Origin of the sequence: Streptomyces sp. NPDC093094, from assembly GCF_044754345.1 — a bacterium.
Taxonomy (GTDB): Bacteria; Actinomycetota; Actinomycetes; order Streptomycetales; family Streptomycetaceae; genus Streptomyces.
In genome coordinates this window covers 96,690-116,917 of sequence record NZ_JBIVOX010000020.1, presented here as the reverse complement: position 1 = coordinate 116,917, position 20,228 = coordinate 96,690, and the positions used below count along the sequence as shown (strand labels likewise).

Sequence of the window (20,228 nt, the reverse complement as noted above, 5' to 3'; positions counted from 1 at the left end):
CCCGCGGGTCAGCCGCCCGCGTCCCGGCGCTCCGTCCTCTCCGCACGGTCGTGGGCCAGCCCGCTCGTGCCCTCGCCGAGACCGGCCCGGCGGCGCCGGGACACCCAGACGTAGGTCTGGCCGTCGAGCCAGCGGGCGCGGCGCACGGAGCGCAGGACGCGGGTGCCGGAGCGGTCGACCTCCTCCTCGCGGACCCGGTAGACCGCGGGATCGGGGAGGCGGTCCGGGGTGAGGACGCGGCCGGCCGGGAGGACGTCCTGCGGGGTGCCGTCCGTGAAGTGCTGCACGGCGGCGCGCTGGAGGGCGACCGCGCGGGAGCCGGCGTCGGTCCGCACGGGCAGGAACGGGATCCAGTCGGCCGGCACCGTGGTTTGCAGGCGGTAGCGCAGAGGGGCCTCGGTGGGCGGGTCCGCGGGGGGTGCGCCGGTCAGGGCGAGGGCGCGCTCGCGGCCGTCCCGGGGGCGGCCGACCCCGTTCTCCGTGGTGGCCTCCACCGCCCAGACCATGTTGGCCTGTTCGTCGCGCAGGAAACGCACCTCCTCGATCACGGGACCGTCCACGGTGGCACGCAGCGCGGAGGGCGGCAGCACGGAGTAGCCGGCGGTGCCGCCCTGCGCGTCGGCGAGGGAGAACACGGTCCAGCGGTCGTCGTCGGCGTCGGCGCGGTCCACCAGCGTCCACTCGTCGAACACGTCCCGTACCAGGAGCTGGTCGATCCGCTGCACCGAGCCGACGGGCCGGCCGAGCGGGAAGGTGAACCAGTCGTCCCCCTGCGCCAGCATGAGGTCCCGGACGAGCGCCCTGGCCAGCTCGCGCCGGTCGGCGTCCAGGGCCGCCCAGTTGAACCGGGCGTCCTCGAACCGCCACCACCGGCCGTGCGGCAGTCCCGCGAAGCTCAGCCGGGTCGGGAACAGGCTGCTGTGGGCGGTGGTCACGGCGGGTGCCGGGTCCGCCTCGCCGGTGCCCGCCACGTCGAAGCTGTACCAGTCGTACTCCCCGTCCGGGCCGGCGTGGGCGGTCAGCCGGTCCCGTCCGCCGCCGGGGGTGGCCGCGAGGATCTCGACCTCGTAGTCGAGCCGGTCGGGCCGCCAGGCGGGCGAGTCGGCCCGGCCCAGTGCTCCGTACGTCCGGTCCGCCCAGGCCAGGAAGGCGGCGAACGCCGCCGCGACGGGGGCCGGGTCCTGGCCCGGCGGGAGGACCGGTTGCGGCGGCGGTGCGGGTGCCGCCGCCCGGGCGGCGGCGCGCGCGGCGATGCCGTCCACGGCCCGGCCGCCGCACACCCGCAGGAAGCGGACGAGCGCGGCGTCCTGCCGTGCGGTGCCGCCCGCCTCCTCGGGGCGGGGCACCGGGAACGCGGCGCGGACCGCGTCGGCCACGCCCTGGCCGGCGCCCCGTGCGGCCAGCTCGCGCAGGAGGGCGTGGCCGAGTTCGACGGCCGTCCGCCAGTCGGGGGTGGTCTCCTCTGTCTGGGTCAGCGCCTCCAGCGGGGTGCCGTCGTAGGGGGTGAACGGGCCGGGGCCGCTGCGCCAGCCCTCGAACCCGGCCGTGGCGGTCGTGCAGGTGACGTACGCGGGCGAGGCGGCGTCCTCTCCCCGGAACTCGCCGAGCTGCCACTGCCGCGCCAGGAACCACAGCGGGTCGCGCACCGGTGCTTCGAGGCCCCGTACGAGGCTGTCGGAGTGCGGGGTGGGCTCGACCCGGTTCCAGTAGGTCACGCTGGGCATCAGTCCTCCCGCAGGATCGTGGGGCGGCCGGTCAGCGTTCCCGCGAAGGAGGTGGCGACCGTGGCGTTCCTGGCGTTGGCGGCGAGGTACGCGGCGGGCAGCAGCTGCCCGTAGCGGCCGAGGCCGCACAGGTCGACCGCCCGTGCGTGGGCCAGCTCCAGGGTTTCCAGGAGCGTGGCCTCCAGGTCGTCGTAGCTCCACAGCGGGGCCGTGGTCGGCGGGACGGCGAGCAGCACGCCGTGCGGTGCCTGGGCGCGCGGCGCGTCGTGGTGGAAGGCCACGCCGGACTCCTCCTCGCGGTTCGGCAGGATCTCGGGCCAGGTGTCGAGCAGCAGTCCGCTCCAGGGCGCGTCGGCCGCCGGGAGGGCGCCGAACAGCGCGAGCGAGGTGAGCCCGGAGCGGTGCTGCTGCCCGGCCGGGAGGGGAAGCGCCGCCCAGACCGCGCCGCCCTCCGGCGGGAGCTGGGCGATGCGGGGGCGGTCCGGTGCCGTGCCGGCCGTGCGGGCGTAGACGAGCACCTGCCGCCAGGCGTCCAGCGGTTCACGGACCCGCAGCACTCCGGCGAGCCAGCTCTCCACGGTGCCGGCGGGGTCGATGCCGAGGCCGGGCTCGGCGGCCAGCGCGGCGGCGAGCTGCTGGGGCAGGGCCGGCCGGAAGCGGGGCAGTACCGGCAGGGCGCGCCCGAACACCGCGTGCAGCCGCTCCGTCGCGTCGGCCGCGCCGGAGCGGGCGGCGATGCGGCGGCCGAGCTCGGCGGCCGCCGCGTCGCCGAGCGTCAGCAGCGTCCCGCGCGCGGCCGGCGCGCTGTCGTGGCGGTCGGGCGGGAAGGCGTCGGTGACGCCGAACTCCGTCGTCTCCCGGAGCGCCGCGCGCAGGGCGGTGAGGCCGGCGGCCGTGCCGTCGGGCACGGCGCGGACCTCGGCGAGTGCGTCCGCGAGGCGCTGCGCCGTGGCGTCGAGCGCGGTCTCCGCCGCGGCGGCGCGGCCGTCGGTCTCCGTGGCCGTCGGGTCGGCCGGGGCGAGGTCGGTCTGCTGCCCGGGCGGGGCGAGGTCGGCCGGGGCGAGCGGGCGGGCGTGGCCCAGTGTCCGGGCCACCTCCGACAGCAGTTCCAGTGCCTCGGCGAAGCTGCGGGCGGCGTCGCCGGGGTCCGTGTGGTCGACGGTGACGGCGGTGTCCGGCCCGTTCGCGCCGGTCACCTCCCAGGCGATCCGCCGGTCCAGTTCGGCCGGCGCGGCGCCCGCCTGGAGGGTGGCGGCGTGCAGCAGCCAGTCGACGGGCGCGAGGGCGAGATCCGCCGCGGTGACCGTGCGGGGCGCCGAGCCCTCGGCGGTGGCGACGCACCCGAGCTGCGCGGGCGGACCCAGGAGCGTGCCGAGCCAGGCGTCGAGCTCGGGCGCGGCCAGGGCCCGGGGTGTCGCGCCGAGCGCCTCCCACTCCGGCGGCGCGGGGGTCGCCGAGACGACGAGGGCCAGCCGCTGGTGCAGCACCCCGCCGCCGCGCGGCGTCCTGGCCACCTCGGGGTCGGGCGGCCGGTGGCCCTTGGCGAGGCTGTCCAGTGTGGCTCCGGCCGCGGCCGGGCCGCCCCGCAGCGTCTGGTGGACCGACTCGGCGAGCAGCAGGTCGGCGACCGCGTCGACGGCGTCGTCGAGCCGCTTCAGCTCGTCCTCGATCGCGGCGCGCTGGACCTGGTCCGGGGTGAGTCCGGCGCTGCCCCACGGGACGGTCCCGGCACGCCAGGCGGCGCGCAGCCGCAGTCCGTCGACGACGTTGCGGGCCGCCACCGACTCCGCGGGCTCCCCGCTGTCCTGCGTCTTGTTCGCGACCAGGGGGTACAGGGCCCGCAGGTCGTCGATGAAACGGTCGAGCTCCACCCCCGGATGTCCCTCGTGCAGCCCGCGTTCGAAGCGGTGGCCGAGGCCCGCGCCGAGCGGCTGGTCCGCGCGCACCCCGTCGATGAGCGCGAGTGCCTCCCGTACCCGCCGGGAGGAGAGGTCGACGGCGTACGTCTCCTCGCCGCCCCGGGTGAGCCGTGCGCCGCGCAGCACCGCCGCGGTGGCGGCGTGCGCCATCGACGGGGCGTGGACGTGGCCGCCGGGGTCCGTGCGGGCCCGGGCGGGCTCGTCCGACGGGCCGACCCTGACCGGCACCTGCCGCGGCGCGGGGTCGGGCCGCAGGTCCTCGACCCAGCCGTACGCGCCGACATGGACGCCCAGCGGCTGTGCCTGCCGCATCAGCCGGAGGCGCTCGGTGCACAGGGAGGTGATCCACGGGTCGATCCGGTGCGAGCAGGTGTCGAGGGTCTCGGTGAAGAGGCGCTCCAGTTCGGCGCCGGGCAGTTGTTCCAGGTCCCGCAGGTCCGCGCGGATCCGGGTCAGCGGCGCGAGGGCCCGGCGCACCTCGGCCGGGCCGGGCTGCCGGGCGGCGCGCGGGTCGGCGAGGAAGTCACCCAGGGTGCGGTCGCCGGTGACGCCGGCGAGGCGCTGGCCGAAGCGGGTCCAGGCGGTCGGGTCGGGGCCCGCGCGGCCCGGCGCCACGTCGATCAGTTCCGCCTCGAACCGGTCGTCGGCGGCGGCGAGACCGCGCCAGGCGAGCAGGTCCAGCGCCGCCGTGTCGTAGGCGCGCAGCAGTGCGTGGCGGAGCATCAGGAACAGCAGGGGGCGGGGCGGGCGTCCGGCGGGTGCGGTGCTCTGGTCGCGCAGGGCCGCGGGGGACGCGGTGCGCAGCCAGGAGAGGTAGTTGACGGCCAGGGGCTCGGTCTCGGACAGCGGCTCACGCTGGACCATCGGTCCGGCGAAGTCGTGGGCGAGGTCACCGAAGGTGAGCCGCAGGGCCCGTGCCCTGTGCGGCCCGTCCCCGAGGGCGTCCAGCAGTGCCCGTGCCGTCGTGCGTTCCAGGGCGTGCCAGGGGGCGGGGTCCACGCCGAGGAATCCGAACAGGTTCGTGTGCAGGTCGGGGCCGAGTGCCTTGCGGATCTGGGCGCCCTGTGCGCTGGCGTGCTGGCCGAACACCTCGATCAGGTCGGCGTCCGGGTCGGTGGAGCGCCCCAGGCGCGGGGCGGTGGCGGCGGCGGTCCGCCAGCCGCGCAGCAGACGGCGCAGCCACACGGGCAGGGCCTCGCCCAGCGGCTTGCCGGCGTCCGGCCCGGGGGTCCAGCGGGTGAGGGAGCTGACCGGCAGCAGCCCGTAGGGCACCGGTCCGGCGCGGAACGCGGGCAGCGGCCCCCGCGCCCGGACGTGGGCGTCGGCGTGGGCGCGCAGGGCTCGCGCGGTGGCGTCGCCGATGTCGGGGGTCATCATCTGATCGAGGAAGTGGCCGAGGGTGGCGGGCCACAGGGCCGAGGCCATCGCCCGTGCCGGGGTCTGCTCGTCGCGTCCGGCGCCGGCGATGTGGTCGGCGGTCCGCGGGGCGAGGCCCAGCGCGCTCGTGAAGCGGTGCCCGTCCGTGCCGGGGACGGCGGCCGGGGCGCCCCGTGCGACGGCGAAGCTCGCGGCGCCCGCCGGGTCGGCCTGCGGGTGGTCCGAGGGCGCGCCGGCGGAGTTGTTGGTCCTGGCTCCCTGGGGCACGAACGCCAGGCCGCGGCTGAACCGCAGTCCGTCGAGGAGTCCCGCCAGTTCCTCGGCCTGCCGCAGCGGATCCTGTGTGGTGCGCACGCCCGTGGCGAGGACCTGGTCGAACCCGGCGGCGAGGTCCTCGGGCGTGAGGGGGACGACGACCGCCATGCCCGCCTGGACGGCCTCGTCGAAGGAGTACGCCCACCGCAGCGCGGGTTCGACGGCGAGGCCGTCCGGCGTCAGCGCGACGGAGTCGTCGAGTCCCTCCTCCTCTCCGTCGGCGCTCATCCGCAGGGTCAGCGCCAGGCCCTCGCGCACCGGCTCGCCGGTCGCCCGGTGCACCACCGCACCGCCCCGCAGGCAGCTGACGATCCAGCGGTCGGGCAGCAGGGGTGCCTCGGGCGCCCGGTGCCAGCCCGGTGGCCGTGGCTCGCGCGGCGGGAAGAGCGGCGGTCCGTCGCCCTGCGCGGGTTCGGTGCGCTGCACGATCCACGCCGCACGCTCCGGCGTCGCCTCCGCGAGGAGCAGGGTCCAGGACCGGGCCTGCGTCATGCCGTCGCGGACCCGCCGCCAGTACGCCTCGCCCGCGTCGGCCTCCGTGTCGGTGAGCAACGGCTCGAAGCCGTGCGCGAGCAGGCTGTCGGGGTAGATCCGCACCAGCAGCCGCCCGGTCCTGCCCGCCCGCTCCCGCCGGAAACGCGTCTCCAGCCGTACGGGGAGCAGCGCCAGCGGGTAACGGGCGTCGAGGCCGCCGATCCGCTGCACCGGGTCCTTGACGAGCCGCGCCAGCTCGGCGCGGAGGGTGTCCAGGGCCCGCTGCTCGGCGGCGCGGGCCGTGTGCAGGGCCTTCAGCGCCTGCGCGTGCTCCTCGGCGAGACGCCTCCGGTCGCCCTTCGGCGCCGCGGCGAGTGCCCTGCGCGCCGCGGCGAGCCGCCCGGCCGCCCGGCCCCGCTCGTCCTGTGCCGTCGCCCGGGCCGCCCGCAGCCGCTCCGCCCTGTCGCTCATGGGGTGTTCTCCTCCGGGAGCAGGTCCGAGCCGTGGATCGCGACGCGGAACGGCCGTTGCAGGGTCACGTGGGCCAGATCGGAGCCGTTGGCCCCCTTCGCGCCGCGTCCCTGTTCGGCGTGCCAGGCCAGCTGCGGCTCGCCCGGCGCCGGAGCCACCTGGGTCGTGTCGGGCAGCTCCGCGTCCAAGTCGATGTGCCCGAGCGTGTCCAGTGCCGCCGCGTCCGCGACGAGATGGGCCCAGTTGAGGTCGTTCCAGGCCGTGGGCTGTGCCGCGTAGTGCCCGTCGTCCGGGTCGAGGCCGAACACCGGCTCGGTCGGCTGCTCCTGGAGCATGAAGTACCAGCCCTGGTCCTGCTGCGGGTCCTCGTCGCCGCGGACGTCGTCCGGCAGCAGGTCGAAGCCGTAGAAGGAGATGTCGGGGTCGAGCCGCCCTTCGAACACCGGGAACTCGCGTTCCTCGCCCAGCGCCCGTCGCCCCTGGTCGAGGACCGTACGCACCGCGTAGACCAGGGTGTTCGGGAAGCGGCGCAGGATCTCGCCCTTGACGAGCAGCACCACGTGGCCCTCGCGCGGGGCGGGGGTGCGGCCGGTGTGCGCGCCGAGTGCGGTGGCGGGCCCCCAGCGGTGGATCTCCTCGATGTCGCGCAGGGTCGCCGGGTCCGCCGCGCCGCCGCCGGGTCCGGCGACGCCGCGCACGTCCCAGAACTGGCGGAAGTACGTGCCGCGCTGGTCGGTCGGGTACTCGTGGTAGAGCAGTTCGCGCCCCATCTCGTGGCTGAGTCCGGCCATGTACGCCTCGACGAAGCGCTGGTTGGTCCTCAGCAGGGTCGCCGTATCGGGCGGGATCCGGCCCACGCCCGGCAGGAGCCACTCCTGGTCCAGGTCGCGCAGCGGCTCGTACATCGGTGCCTCGATCGACGGCGCCGCCATCACCGGCTCCAGCGGGTCCTCGTCGTCCCAGCGCACCCAGGGCGCGACGGTCAGCCGGTGGCGCAGGCCCTCGGCGACCGTGCGGCCCGGCTGCATCCGGTCGGCCAGCGAGTCCGCGAGCCCGCCGAGATCCGCGACCGTCAGCCGTGGTCCCGGCGCCGGAACGGCGTTGAGGTCGCCCAGCGCGTCGGCGAGGGCGTCCCGGAAGCGCACGGCCGCCGCCAGCCCCTGAGCGGGGGGCACGTGGTCCGCCGGCACCGGGCCCTCGTCCCATTTGCCGGGGACGCTGAGCGCGGGCACGAAACCCTTCGCCGGAGACAGGTCCTTCACGTCCTCGGGCCGTGCGTCCGGGTCCAGCACGCGGCGCCGTCCCAGGACGGCCCGCCGTGCCGTCCGGGTCCGCGCGAGGACGGCCGCCCCGGCCGCCAGTGCCGCGAGGCGCCCGGCCCGGTGCCGCGTCACCCGGGCGGCGGCGACCGTTCCCGCCGCGGCCGCGAGCCCCATGGACACCTGCCGTCCGGCGCCCGGCAGCACGCCCGCGCGGTCCAGGGCCTCGGCGACCCGGGCGCGGGTCACCAGCACGGCCGGTGTCTCCACCGGCGGCCGTGCCCGCACCGCCGCCGTGTTGAGCCGGGCGAGCAGCGGCGCCGTCCCCTCCTCCCGCAGCCGGGCCGCCCTGCGGCCCACCGGTCCGGCCGGCCGCAGCGCCCGCCGCAGCCCGCCGTCCAGGGCGCCGTCCGGCACCGGGCTGCGCCGCAGCCGCTCGTGCACGGTGATCGCCCCGGCCTGCCCGGTCGCCGGGCCCGGCGCCGTGAAATGCGCGCGCAGCGGTGCCGTGACGGTCAGGAGGTCCGGTGCGGGCAGCGGTGCCAGATGCCGTTCCAGCAGCCGCTCGGACGCGGCCCGCGAGATCTGTGCCCGGCGGAGTTCGGCGTTGGCGGCGAGGATGCCCTCGACCTGGTTCCACGCCTCCGCCATCAGCTGCTGGTCGTGGGCGCGGACGACGTCGGCGCCGAGGCCGGCCGCCGCACGCAGCCTCGGGTCGGCGTTCAGTTCGTGGAACCAGCGCGGCGGTGCGCCGTCCTGCGTCAGCAGCCGGTCGGCGGCGGCCTGCCAGCGTGCCCACAGCGGAGGGGCGACCGTCAGCGGGGCGCCGGGTGTCCGGAGCAGTTCGGCGGGCCGGTTGAGGAGCTCGGCGAGCGCCGTCACGAACGGGGCGCGCTGCTGTGCGCTCCACGGGCCGCTCTGCGTGTCCGGGGCGATCAGCGCGCCCTCCATCGCCAGCGGCGTGCCGGACGCGGGCGGCAGCGCCGGGTCCGGCGCCCCCGCGAACATGTCCCGCAGGCCCGTGCGGTCGTCGGCGGGACGTGCCCGCAGCCGCCGTGCCAGCGTCTCGAAGTCCGCGGCCTCACCGGTCCGGAAGTTCCACGCGTGGTACACGGGCAGGCGCACCCGTGCGGCGCCGGGCTGCCAGGCGGGGGTGAGCGCGTCGACCGTGTCGTCGAGCGGTTCCCGCAGCCCGGCCAGCCTGCCCCGCTCGAACGCGGGCACCAGGAACGCCCGGTAGCGGGTGCGCGGTGCCAGCCGGCGGGCGGCGAGCAGCCGTGAGCGGATCCGCCGGGGCTGGTGCCGTACGACGTCGTCCAGTGTCTCCGTGGTGGCGTCGAAGCCGTCGATCTGGACATGGGCCCACGCCCAGCTCTGCGCGAGCAGCGGCAGGCTCCCGGCGCCGTCGACGGTGATCGCGGCGAGGGTGCCGTCGCCCAGGGCGGGGCTCTCCTCCACGAGGGCGTCCTCGGGCAGCACCGCCAGGACGGTCCAGGGCCGCAGCCGCCCCCGCACGCTCTCCGCGCGGGCCGGGGTGAACCGCCAGGGGAAGTCGGGCTGCGCGAACTCCACCGCGGGGAAGACGCTCGGCTCGGCGTCGTTCTCGTCGGCCCCGGGGAGGGTGCGGATCACCACGCGCGGGTCGACGGCGGCGATCTCGCCCGGGCCGAACAGCTCGAACGGCACGGTCACGGGGCGCCGTTCGCCCGCCGCGTCGATCCCCAGCGTGATCGGGACCGCGGCCCGCGCGGCTCCGGTCGCCGTTCCGTCGGGCCGGTCGATCTCGCGTGCCAGTCCGCGCCGCAGCCAGGGCAGGAACGCGTATGACGCCGGGGTGGTCATGGCGTACCCGTCAGCTCGTGCGCGGGCACCACTTGCAGGTCCGCCCGGTCGTCCGCCCGTTTCCGCGCCCTGTGCGCCGCTCCCTCGGTCAGTCCGGTGCCGAGGCCGGGACGCGCGGAGAGGGTGTCGAGCGAGGCGACGCCGTACGTCTCCGCGGCGAGGACGACACCCCGGTCGGCGGGCACGGCGGGGGTGAACCTGCCGCTGCCGGTGTTCTCCCAGGCCGACACCGCGCGGCTGCCGCGCGGTACGGCGGCGAGCTGGAGCTCGCGTTCCAGCGGGGCGCGGGGCGCGGGGCGGTCCTGCCAGGGCGCGTCGACGATCCGGGTCTCGTACTCAAGCCGTGCGGACTTCAGCGCGGCGAGCGGGGCGTCGACGAAGTCCCCGCCCACGCTCACCCCGGCGTCCATCTCCTCGAACGAGGGCCGTGACAGCTGCTCGGTCTCGGACAGGTCCTCGAAGTCGCCGGGCGGGAAGTGCTCGCGGACCACGTCGTAGTGCGTGGTGAGGGAGTTCCCGACGGCGACGTCGTGCAGGTCGAAGCGGTCGGGGCCCTGGATCTCGTACTGCCCGAAGCGCTCCAGCGGCCGGTTGAGGGGAAGGACCGTCTGGCGCAGGGTCGCCGAGCCCATCGGGTGCAGCAGCGGGGTGCCGGGAGCGTTCGGCGGGGGCCGCAGGGCGACGGCCGCGGCGAGGTCGGGTGCCAGTCCGGGCGACCAGTTGTCGGCCCTGCGGACGGCTGCCTCGAGCAGGGGCCAGGGGTCGCTCGGCGGCAGGGAGTTCTCGCGGCGCTCGCCGAACTCGGCGTCGAAGGGCACGCAGACGTCGAAGAACAGCAGCGACAGACAGCCCTTGCCCCAGGCGTGGAACGGCGCCGGGCCGGTGAGGTGTCCTTCGACCGAGATGCCGGCGATCCGGTCGGTGCCGTGGAAGAGGCCCATCCCGGCGTCGAAGTCGACCCGGAACGACAGCGGGGCGAGCACCAGGAGCGCGTCGAAGCCCAGCCAGCCTTTGACCGCGAACCCGCCCGCCTCGGCGTAGAGCTCGGCGCGGGCGCCGAACTGCCGTGTGTTGGACGTGAGCGCGAGATACGCCTCCAGGCTCACCCGCGGGTTGTCTCCGGTGCCCAGTGCGACGGTGACCCGGCGCAGGTCGGGGAAGCCGGGCGGCGGGGTGAACTGCGGGTTCATCCCGCCGACCGCCAGCGCGAGGTTCGGCGGGTCGGCCCAGGAGAGCCGCAGCGCCATGTCTCCGGAGACCGGGAAGGCGGCCACGTACGAGTCGTGCAGCGAGGCGTCCACGGCCAGCAGCCGCTTGGCGTTGTCCAGTACGGCGACGACGTCGACCTGGAGCGAGACGACGGGCGCCTGGTCGGGCAGGGTCACGGACGCCTGTCCGACGAGGGCGAGGGTGACCGGTTCCGGCACGTCGAGCAGCACCCCGAGCTCGGCGCGGACCAGCGTCGGTGTGCCCCAGCCGAGGATCGCCATCGGCCCGAACACGGAGCGGCCCGGTGCCACGGGGAAGATCGTGGTCAGGTTGGAGACCAGTGTGTGGGCGTTCGCCACCGGGTCCTGCGGGAACAGGATCGCGTCGACGGCGCCGGTGCGCACCCCGGACAGGAACGCGTCCGTGTCCAGACGGCGGTTGACCGCCGCGAGTCCGCCGACGCCGTTCAGCGTGAACCCGTAGCCGAGCTGGATCGGCGGGAACTCCGCCGATATCGCGATCAGCAGCGAGAAGCCCGGCGCGGGCAGGGCGGCGCCCTGGGCGTCCTCGGTGTCGAGGACACCGACGGCGGTGACGCCGATGTCCAGGATCTCCAGTTCGAGGATCCCGTGGTAGCGGCCGGACTCCGGGTCCCGCCGGACGAAGCCGCCGCCCGTCACCACTCCGGCCGCGTCGACCACCAGGCCGAGACCGGAGGGCGCCAGCATCTCGAAGCCGATGTCGAACGGGCCCGCGTTGCCCGGTTCGAGACGGACCGGCAGATGCACGCCGACCTGGTCGGCGGCGTACGCGACCGGGCCCACCGCTCCGGAGAGCGCCGCCGACGCGCGGACGTCCAGTGCCGGTGTCACCCCCGCGCCAGCCTCCCCGCGCACGGCGAGGTCCACCCGGTCGAAGCGCAGCGCAGCCGGTCCGGTGTGCGGATGGAGGGTCACCTCGAAACCCGCGCCGGCCTGGAAGTCCAGCCCCGTACGGGTCGACCAGCCGAGTCCCAGGGGCAGTTCGACCCGGGTGTCCCCGGCACCCAGCATCGTGCCGAGGAAGCCGTCCAGCGAACCGGCCGACAGCACCAGCGCCGCGTCGCGCGGCTCCGCGCCGAGCACGACCTCGACGTCCCCGCCCCGCACGTCGACACCGACGGACAGGGTCGCGCCGGCCAGTTCCAGCCGGTTGCCGCCCGGCTCGCCGAGGACCACCGCCGCGGCGTCGGGGGCGAACACGAGCGAGAAGCCCAGGCCCGCCGACGGCAGGGTGTGTCCCGGTGCGAAGGGATAGCGGACCGAGGTCTCCCCGGGCCGTACGACCACGCCGAGCTGCTCCGCCAGGTCCGTGCCCGCCCTCAGCCGGAACGTCCAGTGGCCGCCCAGGTCGACGTCCTGCGCGATGCCGTCCGGCAGCATCGGCCCGATCAGGATCCCCGGCAGGGCGGCGCCCTCGGCCGGCAGCTCGGTGACCGCCAGGCCCACATCGGTGTGTCCGCCGGGCACCGGCAGGTCGAAGAACGGCACGGTCAGCCCGTGCCGCAGCGGCCGCGCCGGGGGCCCGGTCGCCAGCTCCTGGACCGCCTGCGCGTACGCCGACGGCACCGGGCCGACCGAGGACGACAGGCCGAGCGCGAGCGTCAGTTCGCCCAGCAGTTCGGCGGCCTTGCGGAACTCGAACTCCGCGGTGCCCCAGCCCAGCACCCGGGCGGGGACGTCCGCCGGGTCGGCGAGCACCTCGGGCAGCCGCTCCCACTCGAACCGGGTCCGGACGAACCCCGGCCGCTCGCCCGCGGGTTCCACCGTCTCGAACCGCACCGCGCCGAGGAGTTCGAGGACCGAGAAGAACCGTGGCACCTCGTTCAGCAGGTACTCCGCCAGCAGGTACTCGAAGAGGTTCCTGGCCAGTTCCCCCATCGCGGCCGGATCGACTCCGGGCGGCACGTCGCCGAGCGCGTCGACCGCGAGATACACGTCCCCGGCCGCCTCGATCACGGCGACGGTCTCTTCGGGCCCGGCGTCGTCGGCGAGTGCCCCGGCCGCGGCGGCGGCCTGCACGGCGGCGTCGGCGACCGCGACACAGCCGGGCGGCAGGCCCTGGACGTCCCAGCCCAGCTGCCACATGAGCCGCCGGAAGGACTCGGCGTCGCGGAATCCCCGGTCGAGCGGCTCCACGGCCGCCGCCAGATGACGTGCCACGACGTTCAGGGTGGACCGGTCGTCGCCGCTCATGCCGGATACCTGGGTGTGTAGTCGATGTCGATCTGTCCGTGCTGGGTGGGGTCGAGGAGGTCGACCATGGCGTAACGGCAGACCGGGCAGAACTGGTACGCCTGATCGTGGGTGCCGGGCACGGAGAAGTGCTGCTGCCGCATCAGGCAGATCCCGGTCGGCCGGTACACGTCGCAGTCGAAGATGACGCCGTTCTCGTACAGTCCGACGATCCAGGACGAGAAGCGGGGCGGGTTCGGGACGGTGCCCGCGGCGAAGTTGGTCGCCGGGGTCGGCGTGGGCAGGCCCGCGCCGCCGCAGGGGCCGTTGGCGGGGGCTCCGTCCGCCGCGTTGAGCGGGTTGCGGGTGGCGTTGATGCGTGCCCGGACCGTCGTGTGCATCAGTTCGAGGTCGTCGCCGAAGACCCGGGCGGCCGCGTCCGGGTCGGGCGCGCGCACGGGGCAGATGAGCACGGAACCGCCCGGGAAGTCCGCGACGGTGAAGACGGCCGCCGTCAGTGCCTCCAGCTCCAGTTCGGGATCGGCGACGGACACGACGACGAAGCGGTCGCTCGGTGGCGGGGCGGTCACGAGCGGACGCTGCCGGAACCGCACGACGTCCCCGACGGCGAACTGCTTGGCGTGACCGGCCTCCAGACGGACCCGGTAGTCGGGCGCTCCCAGATCCACCGGCTGAGCGTCGAGGACGCCCGCCCTGCGCAGCCGGGGCCAGCGCCATTTCACCTTGCCGGCGTCGAGGTTGCCGCCGGTCAGCAGGGTGCTGCGGGGCTGCACGTTGGGGGCGGAGGCGAGTTCCGCCACCCGTGTCGCGGGCAGTGCACCGCCACCGCCGTACTCGTCCTGGAGGGCCATGGAGTGGCCGAGTTCATGAGCGGCCGTGGTCCACACGTCCAGATGGACCGTGGGGATCGTGTCGGACAGGAGGTTCTTGCCGAGCCCTCCGGCGGCGTCCTCGATCCGGTGGTGGTCCTCGTCGTCGGTCGTCATGCCGATGGTGTTTCCCGAGGGGGTCCGGGGCCGGGTGCTGCCGCCGTTGCGCCGGGAGTGCACGAGCATCAGGATGCGGTCCTGGTCGGCGCCGCCGCGGATCCATCGGTGGCCGACGGTCGTTCCCGCCGGATCGGACAGCGCGCCGAGGAAGTCGTCGAAGTCCTGCTCGTCGAAGCGCGACGGGTGGGGGCCGGTACGGCGCATCTCGTGGAACCGTTCCGCCGCGGGGCGCTCGCCCAGACCGTACGCGAACGCCGTGTCCGGCTCGTTCAGCAGGAACAGGTCGTTGGTGGCCGGTGTGGGCGGGGCGGCGATGTGCACGGCACCCGCCGCGCCGCCCGCCGCGACGGCGGTGTCCTCCTCGCGTGCCTCCGCCCGGGTGCCGGACACGTTCGAACGCCGGACGACCTCGCGGGCGTTGATCCCGGCATCGGTCGACTCGACCCATGCCATGAAGTAGTTGAACCTGTCCTTCAGCAGGTCGTACGGGCGGGTCCGGCGTCGCTTGCGCAGACGGGTGACGATCCCGCGGGCGAGCTTCTCGAAGCCGGGCCGGTCGGCGGTGGTGAACCCGTCGGGCAGGATCAGCACATTGACCGAGCGCGTCATGTCGGCGAAGCCGGGGCCGTCGATCAGGGTCAGGGTGACGGGGGTGTTCCAGGGGCCGGTGGCCCTGGCCGTCGCTGTGCGGCTGATCGAGAACGGTGCCGGGAGCGTCGCCGTGATCGTGGCGTTGCCGGTGCCTGCCGCTCCGGTCAGCAGCCCCGTGGCCGAGGCGACACCGGTCGTGGCCGCCGCGCTGGTCGTCCAGACGACCGCCGGCGACACGGACCCGGACAACCGCACGTAGGTCCGGTCCGTGGCCGTGGGCGCGTTCTCCGGGCACCATGCCGTCAGATCGCCGTAGAGGCCGTCGGCGAACTTCGCGAGCAGCGTGAACCGGTTTCTGCGGACACTCTGATGCACGGTGAGCGTGCCGGGGGTGAGCCACATGTCGGTGATGGAGCTGTGGATGTGGAAACGCTTGCGGGCGGTGAACGTCGACGCGCCCTCGGTCACCGTGGCCACCACGAGGAAGTCGAGGAGCCGGGGCGAGGCCGACAGCGGCGCCGTCACCGTCACCTCGCCGTTGGTGCGGTTGACGCTGACCCCCGCGGTCCCGGCCGCACCGGACGCGAAGTTCTCCCGGAACGTGACGGTCACGCCCGGGTGCGGGTTGTTCGCCCGCCGGTTCCCGTTCGTGTCCTGGATGGCGAGGAGATGATCGAGGCGCGGGCCGACGACCCCGGGGACGAGATGCAGGTCCTGGGCGGACTCGCCGGGCCAGAACAGAGAGAGGACCGTCATGGTCAATCGCAGGGAGCTAGAGGAAGTGCGTTCTCCGCGGCACGAGTTGCGCCGCGCGGAATCGACCTGCCATCTCCATGCTGCGACGGCGTCCGCCCGACCGCAACAGCAGCCCGTCCGAGGACGGCGTCCCGGGGACCGGCGTCCGGAGCGCCCCGGACCGGAATCCCGCGCCCGGCGGGACGGCCCGCTCAGGCGCCGTCGACGTCGGGTACGCCCATGACTTGGTGGAGCAGCCGGCGGTCGATGACGATGATCGGCGTGGTCAGGCGGGCGCCGAACTCGACCAGGGCCGTCTCGATGCCGAGCAGCGCGGCGGTGAGCCTGGCCCGGCCGATCACTCCGGCCCGCACGGCCGTCTGGCCGATCAGCACCCGCATCGTGCCGATCGCTCCGGCCAGCTTCGCCGCCGCCTCACGTCCGTTGAGGGGAAGCTGTCTGAGGGAGGAGAGCACCGGCTGGAGGGCGGACTGCGTGGAGGGGATCAGCCGGGGCTCGATCCCCCGGGCGGTCAGCTGCGCGGACATGGCGTTCATCTGGTTGGTGACCAGGGCCTGCGAGGTGCGGCCGATCTCGGGGCCGAGGCCGCCCTGGCCGAGCACGACTCCCTGGAGGCGGTTGGGGTCGGTCTGCCGCAGCAGGGTCGCGGCGTTGTTCGTCTCCCGGGCGATCCTCAGGTAGTCGTCCGCGAGCTTCAGCACGGGGTCGCACAGGGCGCGCACGCGTACGCCGAGCGCGGGGCCGACGCCCTGCAGGCGGTTCAGGGCCAGCTCTGCCGCGTCACGGTTGGTCTGGATGGTGCGGGCGGTGTTGAGCACGTCGCCGAGGTGGTTGAATCCGCCGGGGCCGATGACCCCGCCCTGCGCCTCGAACAGCGCGGCCTCGTGCGAGCCCTGGTAGATGCCGTGCATCGCGCCGCGCGAGGAGTTGAAGAGTGCCAGAAGTGCCTCGGAGAGCTCCAGAATGAGTTTTTCGGTCGGATCCACGTCCTGCGCTCCTACTCCGCGACGATCGACTGTACGAGGGTGTGCAGCTCGGCGTCGTCGAGGACCGGGTCCTGCTCGACCGGCGGCTCCTCCTCGACGGGCCGGTGGGACAGCAGCAGCGCGAGCATGGTCACGGTCCGCAGTTCGTCGAGCACCGGCGCCGTCTGCCGTTCGAGGGCCGCGATGGCCTGCGCCCCGGGATCGACCCGCCCGTCGACGATCCCCGTCTCCGCCGCCTGGAACTCCTCCACCGCCCCGATGGTCAGAGGGCCGACGAGACCGTCGAGCTCCAGCGCGTCCCGGCCCTGTTCGGCGCGGAAGACGTTGAGCAGCGCCTGGACGTACTGCACTTCACGCCGCAGATTCACGCCGTCGCGGCCGACCGACTGACTGATGGGCACGGGGGCTCCTCCCCACAGGCTCAACCGGGTGTCGTCCGCCCACGATGACAGCGCCGCGGGCCGCACATCCGTGTCCCACGCGCGGGAGGGCACCGGGGTTACCCCGGCCGGAGGACACCGATCCCGGCCGCCCCGGGGCGGGTTCGGGGCGGCCGGGCGGGCGTGCGGCAGGGCAGGGCGGGATCCTGGGACACGGGGAACGGGAGCGGCGCCGCACACCGCTGCCCGGCCCTTGTGCCGTGCTCGCGCCGGCGGCTGCCCTTCCGTCCCGGCGGCCTCCCTGACCGGCCCGCCTCCCTGACCGAGCCGCTCCCCTGGCCGAGCCGCCTCCCTGACCGGCCCGCTCCCCTGACCGGCCCGCCTCCCTGACCGGCCCGCTCCGCGGGTCTCATGCGCTGCTCCGGCCCCGTCCGCCGGCCCTGTCCGCCGGTTCCGGCATGCGGGGCTCCGGCACCGGCTCGCCGTACCTCCGCGGGCGGCGCCCCTGCCGTGGGGCGGCCGGCTCGTGCGCCGGGACGGCCGGGCGCCGCCCGGGAACTCCGGGGTGTCTCGTCACAGATGCGGTACGACGGCGACGGGGCAGGTGACGTGGTGGATCGCGGCGTGGGTGACGGGCCCGGTCCGTGGGCCCAGGGGGCGTTCGGCGAGGCGGTGTCCGACGACGAGGAGACTCGCCCCGGTCGAGGCCCGCACCAGCGCGGTCGTGGGCCTGTCCTCCACCACGGTCGAAAGGACGTCCACGTCGGGGTACTTGTCGCGCCACATCCGGAGGGCGGCCTGGAGGAGGTCCAGCCATTCCTCGCCCTGCCAGGCGTCCTGCACCGGTCCGATGCCGCCGGGGCCGGGGCCGGGACCGGCGCCGACGAGACCGGCCGCCTGCCAGGCGTGCACGGCCCGCAGCCGCGCCCCGCGCAGGCGGGCCGCCTCGAAGGCGTACTCGACGACCTCGTCACGGACGTCGTGGACGTCGACGGCGAGCACGACGTCCCGGTACCCGGTCTCCGTCGACGCGCCGCCGTCACCGGCAGGGAGGTGTTCGTCGGCCGCCTCCTCGTCCGCCCGGACGAGGACGACGGGGCACGTGGCCCTCGCGACCACGCCGAGGGCGACGGACCCCACGAGGAATCCGGTGAAGCCGCTCAGGCCCCGCGAGCCCAGGACCGTCACATCGGCCTCGCCGGCCGCCTTCAGCAGGACGGGGACGGCCGGCCCCTCCGTCTGCTCGTCCACGGGACGGAGCCGGGGGCACTCGGCGCGGACGCGGTCCCGCGCCTGCCGCAGCGCGCGCAGGGCCAGGTGCCGCCGGGCGGCGTGCGCGATCTCGCGCTCGCCCGGCCGGGGGTGCCCCTCCCACGCGTGGACCAGACGCAGCGGCCGTTCCCGCCGCTCCGCCTCGCGGGCCGCCCATGCGGCGGCGGCGAGGCTCTCGGCCGATCCATCGACTCCGACGACAACCGGCGAAAGCATGTCGGCACCTCCAGCGCTCGGTCTGTCCTGTCCGGTGTCAGCGTCCCGCCGCGGCCCGGGCGGCGGGAGAGGCTCCCCGGCACCTTCCCCGGGGCCGTCCGGCCCCCTCCGCACGCCCTGCCGCGAGTCCGCGGGTGGGCCGGCTCCCCGCCTCCCGGACCCGGTGGCCGAACAGGGCCGGTCGGCCCTGGTGGCGGTGCGGCCGGCGTGCTGTGCTGGACGCGGCGGGAAGGAGCCGGCGAAGGACGCGGAGCGACGGGCCACCCGGGAGGCGTGCGCCGCGTGGCCGGGATCCGCGAGAAGCGAGTGCTCCTTTCCCGCCGCCAGCATCTGCTCTCCGGAGGAACCCGCCCTCCCGCCGGGCGGCCCTAGCGTCCCAGCGGCACCCGCCACACCAGCCTCGTGCCGCCCTTCTCGGGGTTCTCCAGTTCCAGCGTGCCGCCCAGCTGCTCCGCGCGCTCCGCCATGTTGCGCAGCCCGCTGCGCCGGCCGTCCCGCGGGATGCCCACACCGTTGTCGGTGACGGTCAGCCGGAGCTCGTGCCCGTCCGTCGCCAGCAGTACCTCCGCCCGGTCCGCGCGGGCGTGGCGGGCGATGTTGGTCAGGGCCTCGGAGAGGACGGCCATCATCTGGTCGGCGACCTCCTTCGGCACGTCGGTGTCCAGCAGGCCCTCCATGCGCACGCCGGGAGCGAAGCGCAGGACGGGTGCCGTCTCCCCCACCAGCCGCACCGCGCGGGCCCGCAGGCCCGCGTCGTCGGCGCCGTCGCGGGCCCGAAGGCTGAAGATCGTCGACCTGATGATCTTGATGGTCTCGTCCAGGTCGTCGACCGCGCGGACCACGCGTTCGGCGGCCTGCTCGTGCTCGATGAAGCGCCCGGCGCTCTGGAGCGTCATGCCGGTGGCGAACAGCCGCTGGATCGCGAGGTCGTGCAGATCCCGGGCGATGCGGTCCCGGTCCTGGAGCAGCGCCATCTGCGCGGCGTCCTGGCGGCGTTGCTCCAGCTCCATCGCGACGGCGGCCTGTGCGGCGAAGGCCACCAGGGACTCGGTGTCCGCCGCCGAGAACTCCGGCCGGCCGGCCTCCCGCGCCAGCAGGATCACCCCGCGCGGCCCCGGCTCTCCCGCGCCGATGGGCACGGCCACCGCGGGCCCGAGTCCGCCGAAGCGGGGCGGCGCGGGTGAGATCCGTGCGTCCTGGGTGACGTCCGCGCTGGTGACCGGGGCGGCGGCGGAGTACGCCAGCCCCATCAGGCTGCTGTCCATGGACAGGACGAGGCCCCGGTGCGCCTCGGCGTCCGTCCCCACGGCGATCTCCACCGCGAGCGACTCCGTGTTCTCCATGGGCAGCGCGACCGCGGACAGCGCGGAACCCGTGATCTCGCGGGCCCGCTCGGCGATCAGCGCGAGCACCTCCGCGCGGGCGCCGCCGGACATCACGCTGTGGGTGATCTCCGCGTTCGCCCGCAGCCAGCGCTCCCGCAGTCGCGACTCCTCGTACAGACGGGCGTTGTCGATGGCGACACCGGCCGCGACGGCCAGCGTCGCCGTCACGGCCTCGTCGTCCTCGTCGAACTGCGCGCCGCCGCGCTTCTCGGTCAGGTACAGGTTGCCGAAGACCTGGTCGCGCACCCGGATCGGGACACCGAGGAAGGTGTTCATCGGCGGGTGGTGGGGCGGGAAGCCGTAGGAGGCGGAGTGCGCGGAGAGCTTCGCCAGCCGCAGCGGCTCGGGGTGGCGGATCAGTTCGCCCAGGATGCCGTGCCCCTCGGGGTACGGACCGATGCGGGCGATCTCCTGCGCGGTGACGCCGACGGTGTGGAAGGCGGACAGCCGCCTGCCGTCGGGCCCGATCACACCGAGCGCCGCGTACTGCGCGTCGACCAGCGCCGCCGCGGCCTCCACGATGCTGTGCAGGGCCTGTTCCAGGTCCAGCTCCCGGCCGACGGACAGCACCGCCTCCAGCAGGCTGTGCACCCGGTCCCGGGTGCCGCGGGCCGCGTCGAGCCGGGCCTGCAGCTCCTCCAGCAGTTCGTCCAGCCTGAGCTGAGGCAGCCGTACACGCGCCTCCTCGGGGCTTTCCACCTGCGCTCCTCCATGTTCCCCTCGGTCCACGGACCCACCGGTCCGGTCATGGATCACGGTAGTGGCCGAGGGCGGGGCGCGGCAGCGGAAGTCCGCGAGCGCCCCGGCACCCGCCCTTGCGTGCCCCGGG

The 20,228-nt window shown here is 75.4% G+C and carries 9 protein-coding genes; all 9 read right to left on the bottom strand.

Annotation, left to right across the window (positions count from 1 at the left end):
- Window positions 1-8 precede the first annotated feature (8 nt).
- Window positions 9-1,724 carry a hypothetical protein gene (locus tag ACIQGV_RS32690; RefSeq protein WP_402501059.1) on the bottom strand — a complete coding sequence of 572 codons (1,716 nt, stop codon included), beginning with the start codon at window positions 1,722-1,724 and terminating at the stop codon, window positions 9-11.
- Complete coding sequence (locus tag ACIQGV_RS32685; RefSeq protein ID WP_402501056.1) at window positions 1,724-6,280, bottom strand: hypothetical protein; 4,557 nt, start codon at window positions 6,278-6,280, stop codon at window positions 1,724-1,726. The genes ACIQGV_RS32690 and ACIQGV_RS32685 overlap by 1 nt, the downstream gene beginning before the upstream one ends.
- Window positions 6,277-9,381, bottom strand: coding sequence for a hypothetical protein (locus ACIQGV_RS32680; protein WP_402501053.1), 3,105 nt, complete (start codon window positions 9,379-9,381; stop codon window positions 6,277-6,279). The genes ACIQGV_RS32685 and ACIQGV_RS32680 overlap by 4 nt, the downstream gene beginning before the upstream one ends.
- Window positions 9,378-12,824, bottom strand: a complete 3,447-nt coding sequence (locus tag ACIQGV_RS32675) for a DUF6603 domain-containing protein (protein WP_402501050.1) — start codon at window positions 12,822-12,824, stop codon at window positions 9,378-9,380. Before ACIQGV_RS32675 ends, ACIQGV_RS32680 begins: the two co-directional genes overlap by 4 nt.
- Complete coding sequence (locus tag ACIQGV_RS32670) at window positions 12,821-15,160, bottom strand: hypothetical protein (protein WP_402501047.1); 2,340 nt, start codon at window positions 15,158-15,160, stop codon at window positions 12,821-12,823. The genes ACIQGV_RS32675 and ACIQGV_RS32670 overlap by 4 nt, the downstream gene beginning before the upstream one ends.
- A 191-nt stretch (window positions 15,161-15,351) precedes the next feature.
- The gene (locus ACIQGV_RS32665; RefSeq protein WP_402501044.1) at window positions 15,352-16,146 is read right to left on the bottom strand and encodes a hypothetical protein; all 795 of its coding nucleotides are present in this window, start codon (window positions 16,144-16,146) and stop codon (window positions 15,352-15,354) included.
- 11 nt (window positions 16,147-16,157) lie between these two features.
- The gene (locus ACIQGV_RS32660; protein ID WP_402501041.1) at window positions 16,158-16,547 is read right to left on the bottom strand and encodes a hypothetical protein; all 390 of its coding nucleotides are present in this window, start codon (window positions 16,545-16,547) and stop codon (window positions 16,158-16,160) included.
- A gap of 552 nt (window positions 16,548-17,099) precedes the next feature.
- Entirely contained in the window at window positions 17,100-18,014 is a 915-nt protein-coding gene (locus ACIQGV_RS32655) for a universal stress protein (RefSeq protein WP_402501038.1), read from the bottom strand.
- Between the two features lie 368 nt (window positions 18,015-18,382).
- On the bottom strand, window positions 18,383-20,098 hold the full coding sequence (locus ACIQGV_RS32650; RefSeq protein WP_402501034.1) for a GAF domain-containing protein: 1,716 nt from the start codon (window positions 20,096-20,098) through the stop codon (window positions 18,383-18,385).
- Window positions 20,099-20,228 lie beyond the last annotated feature (130 nt).

Coding starts and splice junctions, on each gene's coding strand:
- ACIQGV_RS32690 (WP_402501059.1), bottom strand. CDS start 1,724: ATGCCCAGCGTGACCTACTGGAACCGGGTCGAGCCCACCCCGCACTCC.
- ACIQGV_RS32685 (WP_402501056.1), bottom strand. CDS start 6,280: ATGAGCGACAGGGCGGAGCGGCTGCGGGCGGCCCGGGCGACGGCACAG.
- ACIQGV_RS32680 (WP_402501053.1), bottom strand. CDS start 9,381: ATGACCACCCCGGCGTCATACGCGTTCCTGCCCTGGCTGCGGCGCGGA.
- ACIQGV_RS32675 (WP_402501050.1), bottom strand. CDS start 12,824: ATGAGCGGCGACGACCGGTCCACCCTGAACGTCGTGGCACGTCATCTG.
- ACIQGV_RS32670 (WP_402501047.1), bottom strand. CDS start 15,160: ATGACGGTCCTCTCTCTGTTCTGGCCCGGCGAGTCCGCCCAGGACCTG.
- ACIQGV_RS32655 (WP_402501038.1), bottom strand. CDS start 18,014: ATGCTTTCGCCGGTTGTCGTCGGAGTCGATGGATCGGCCGAGAGCCTC.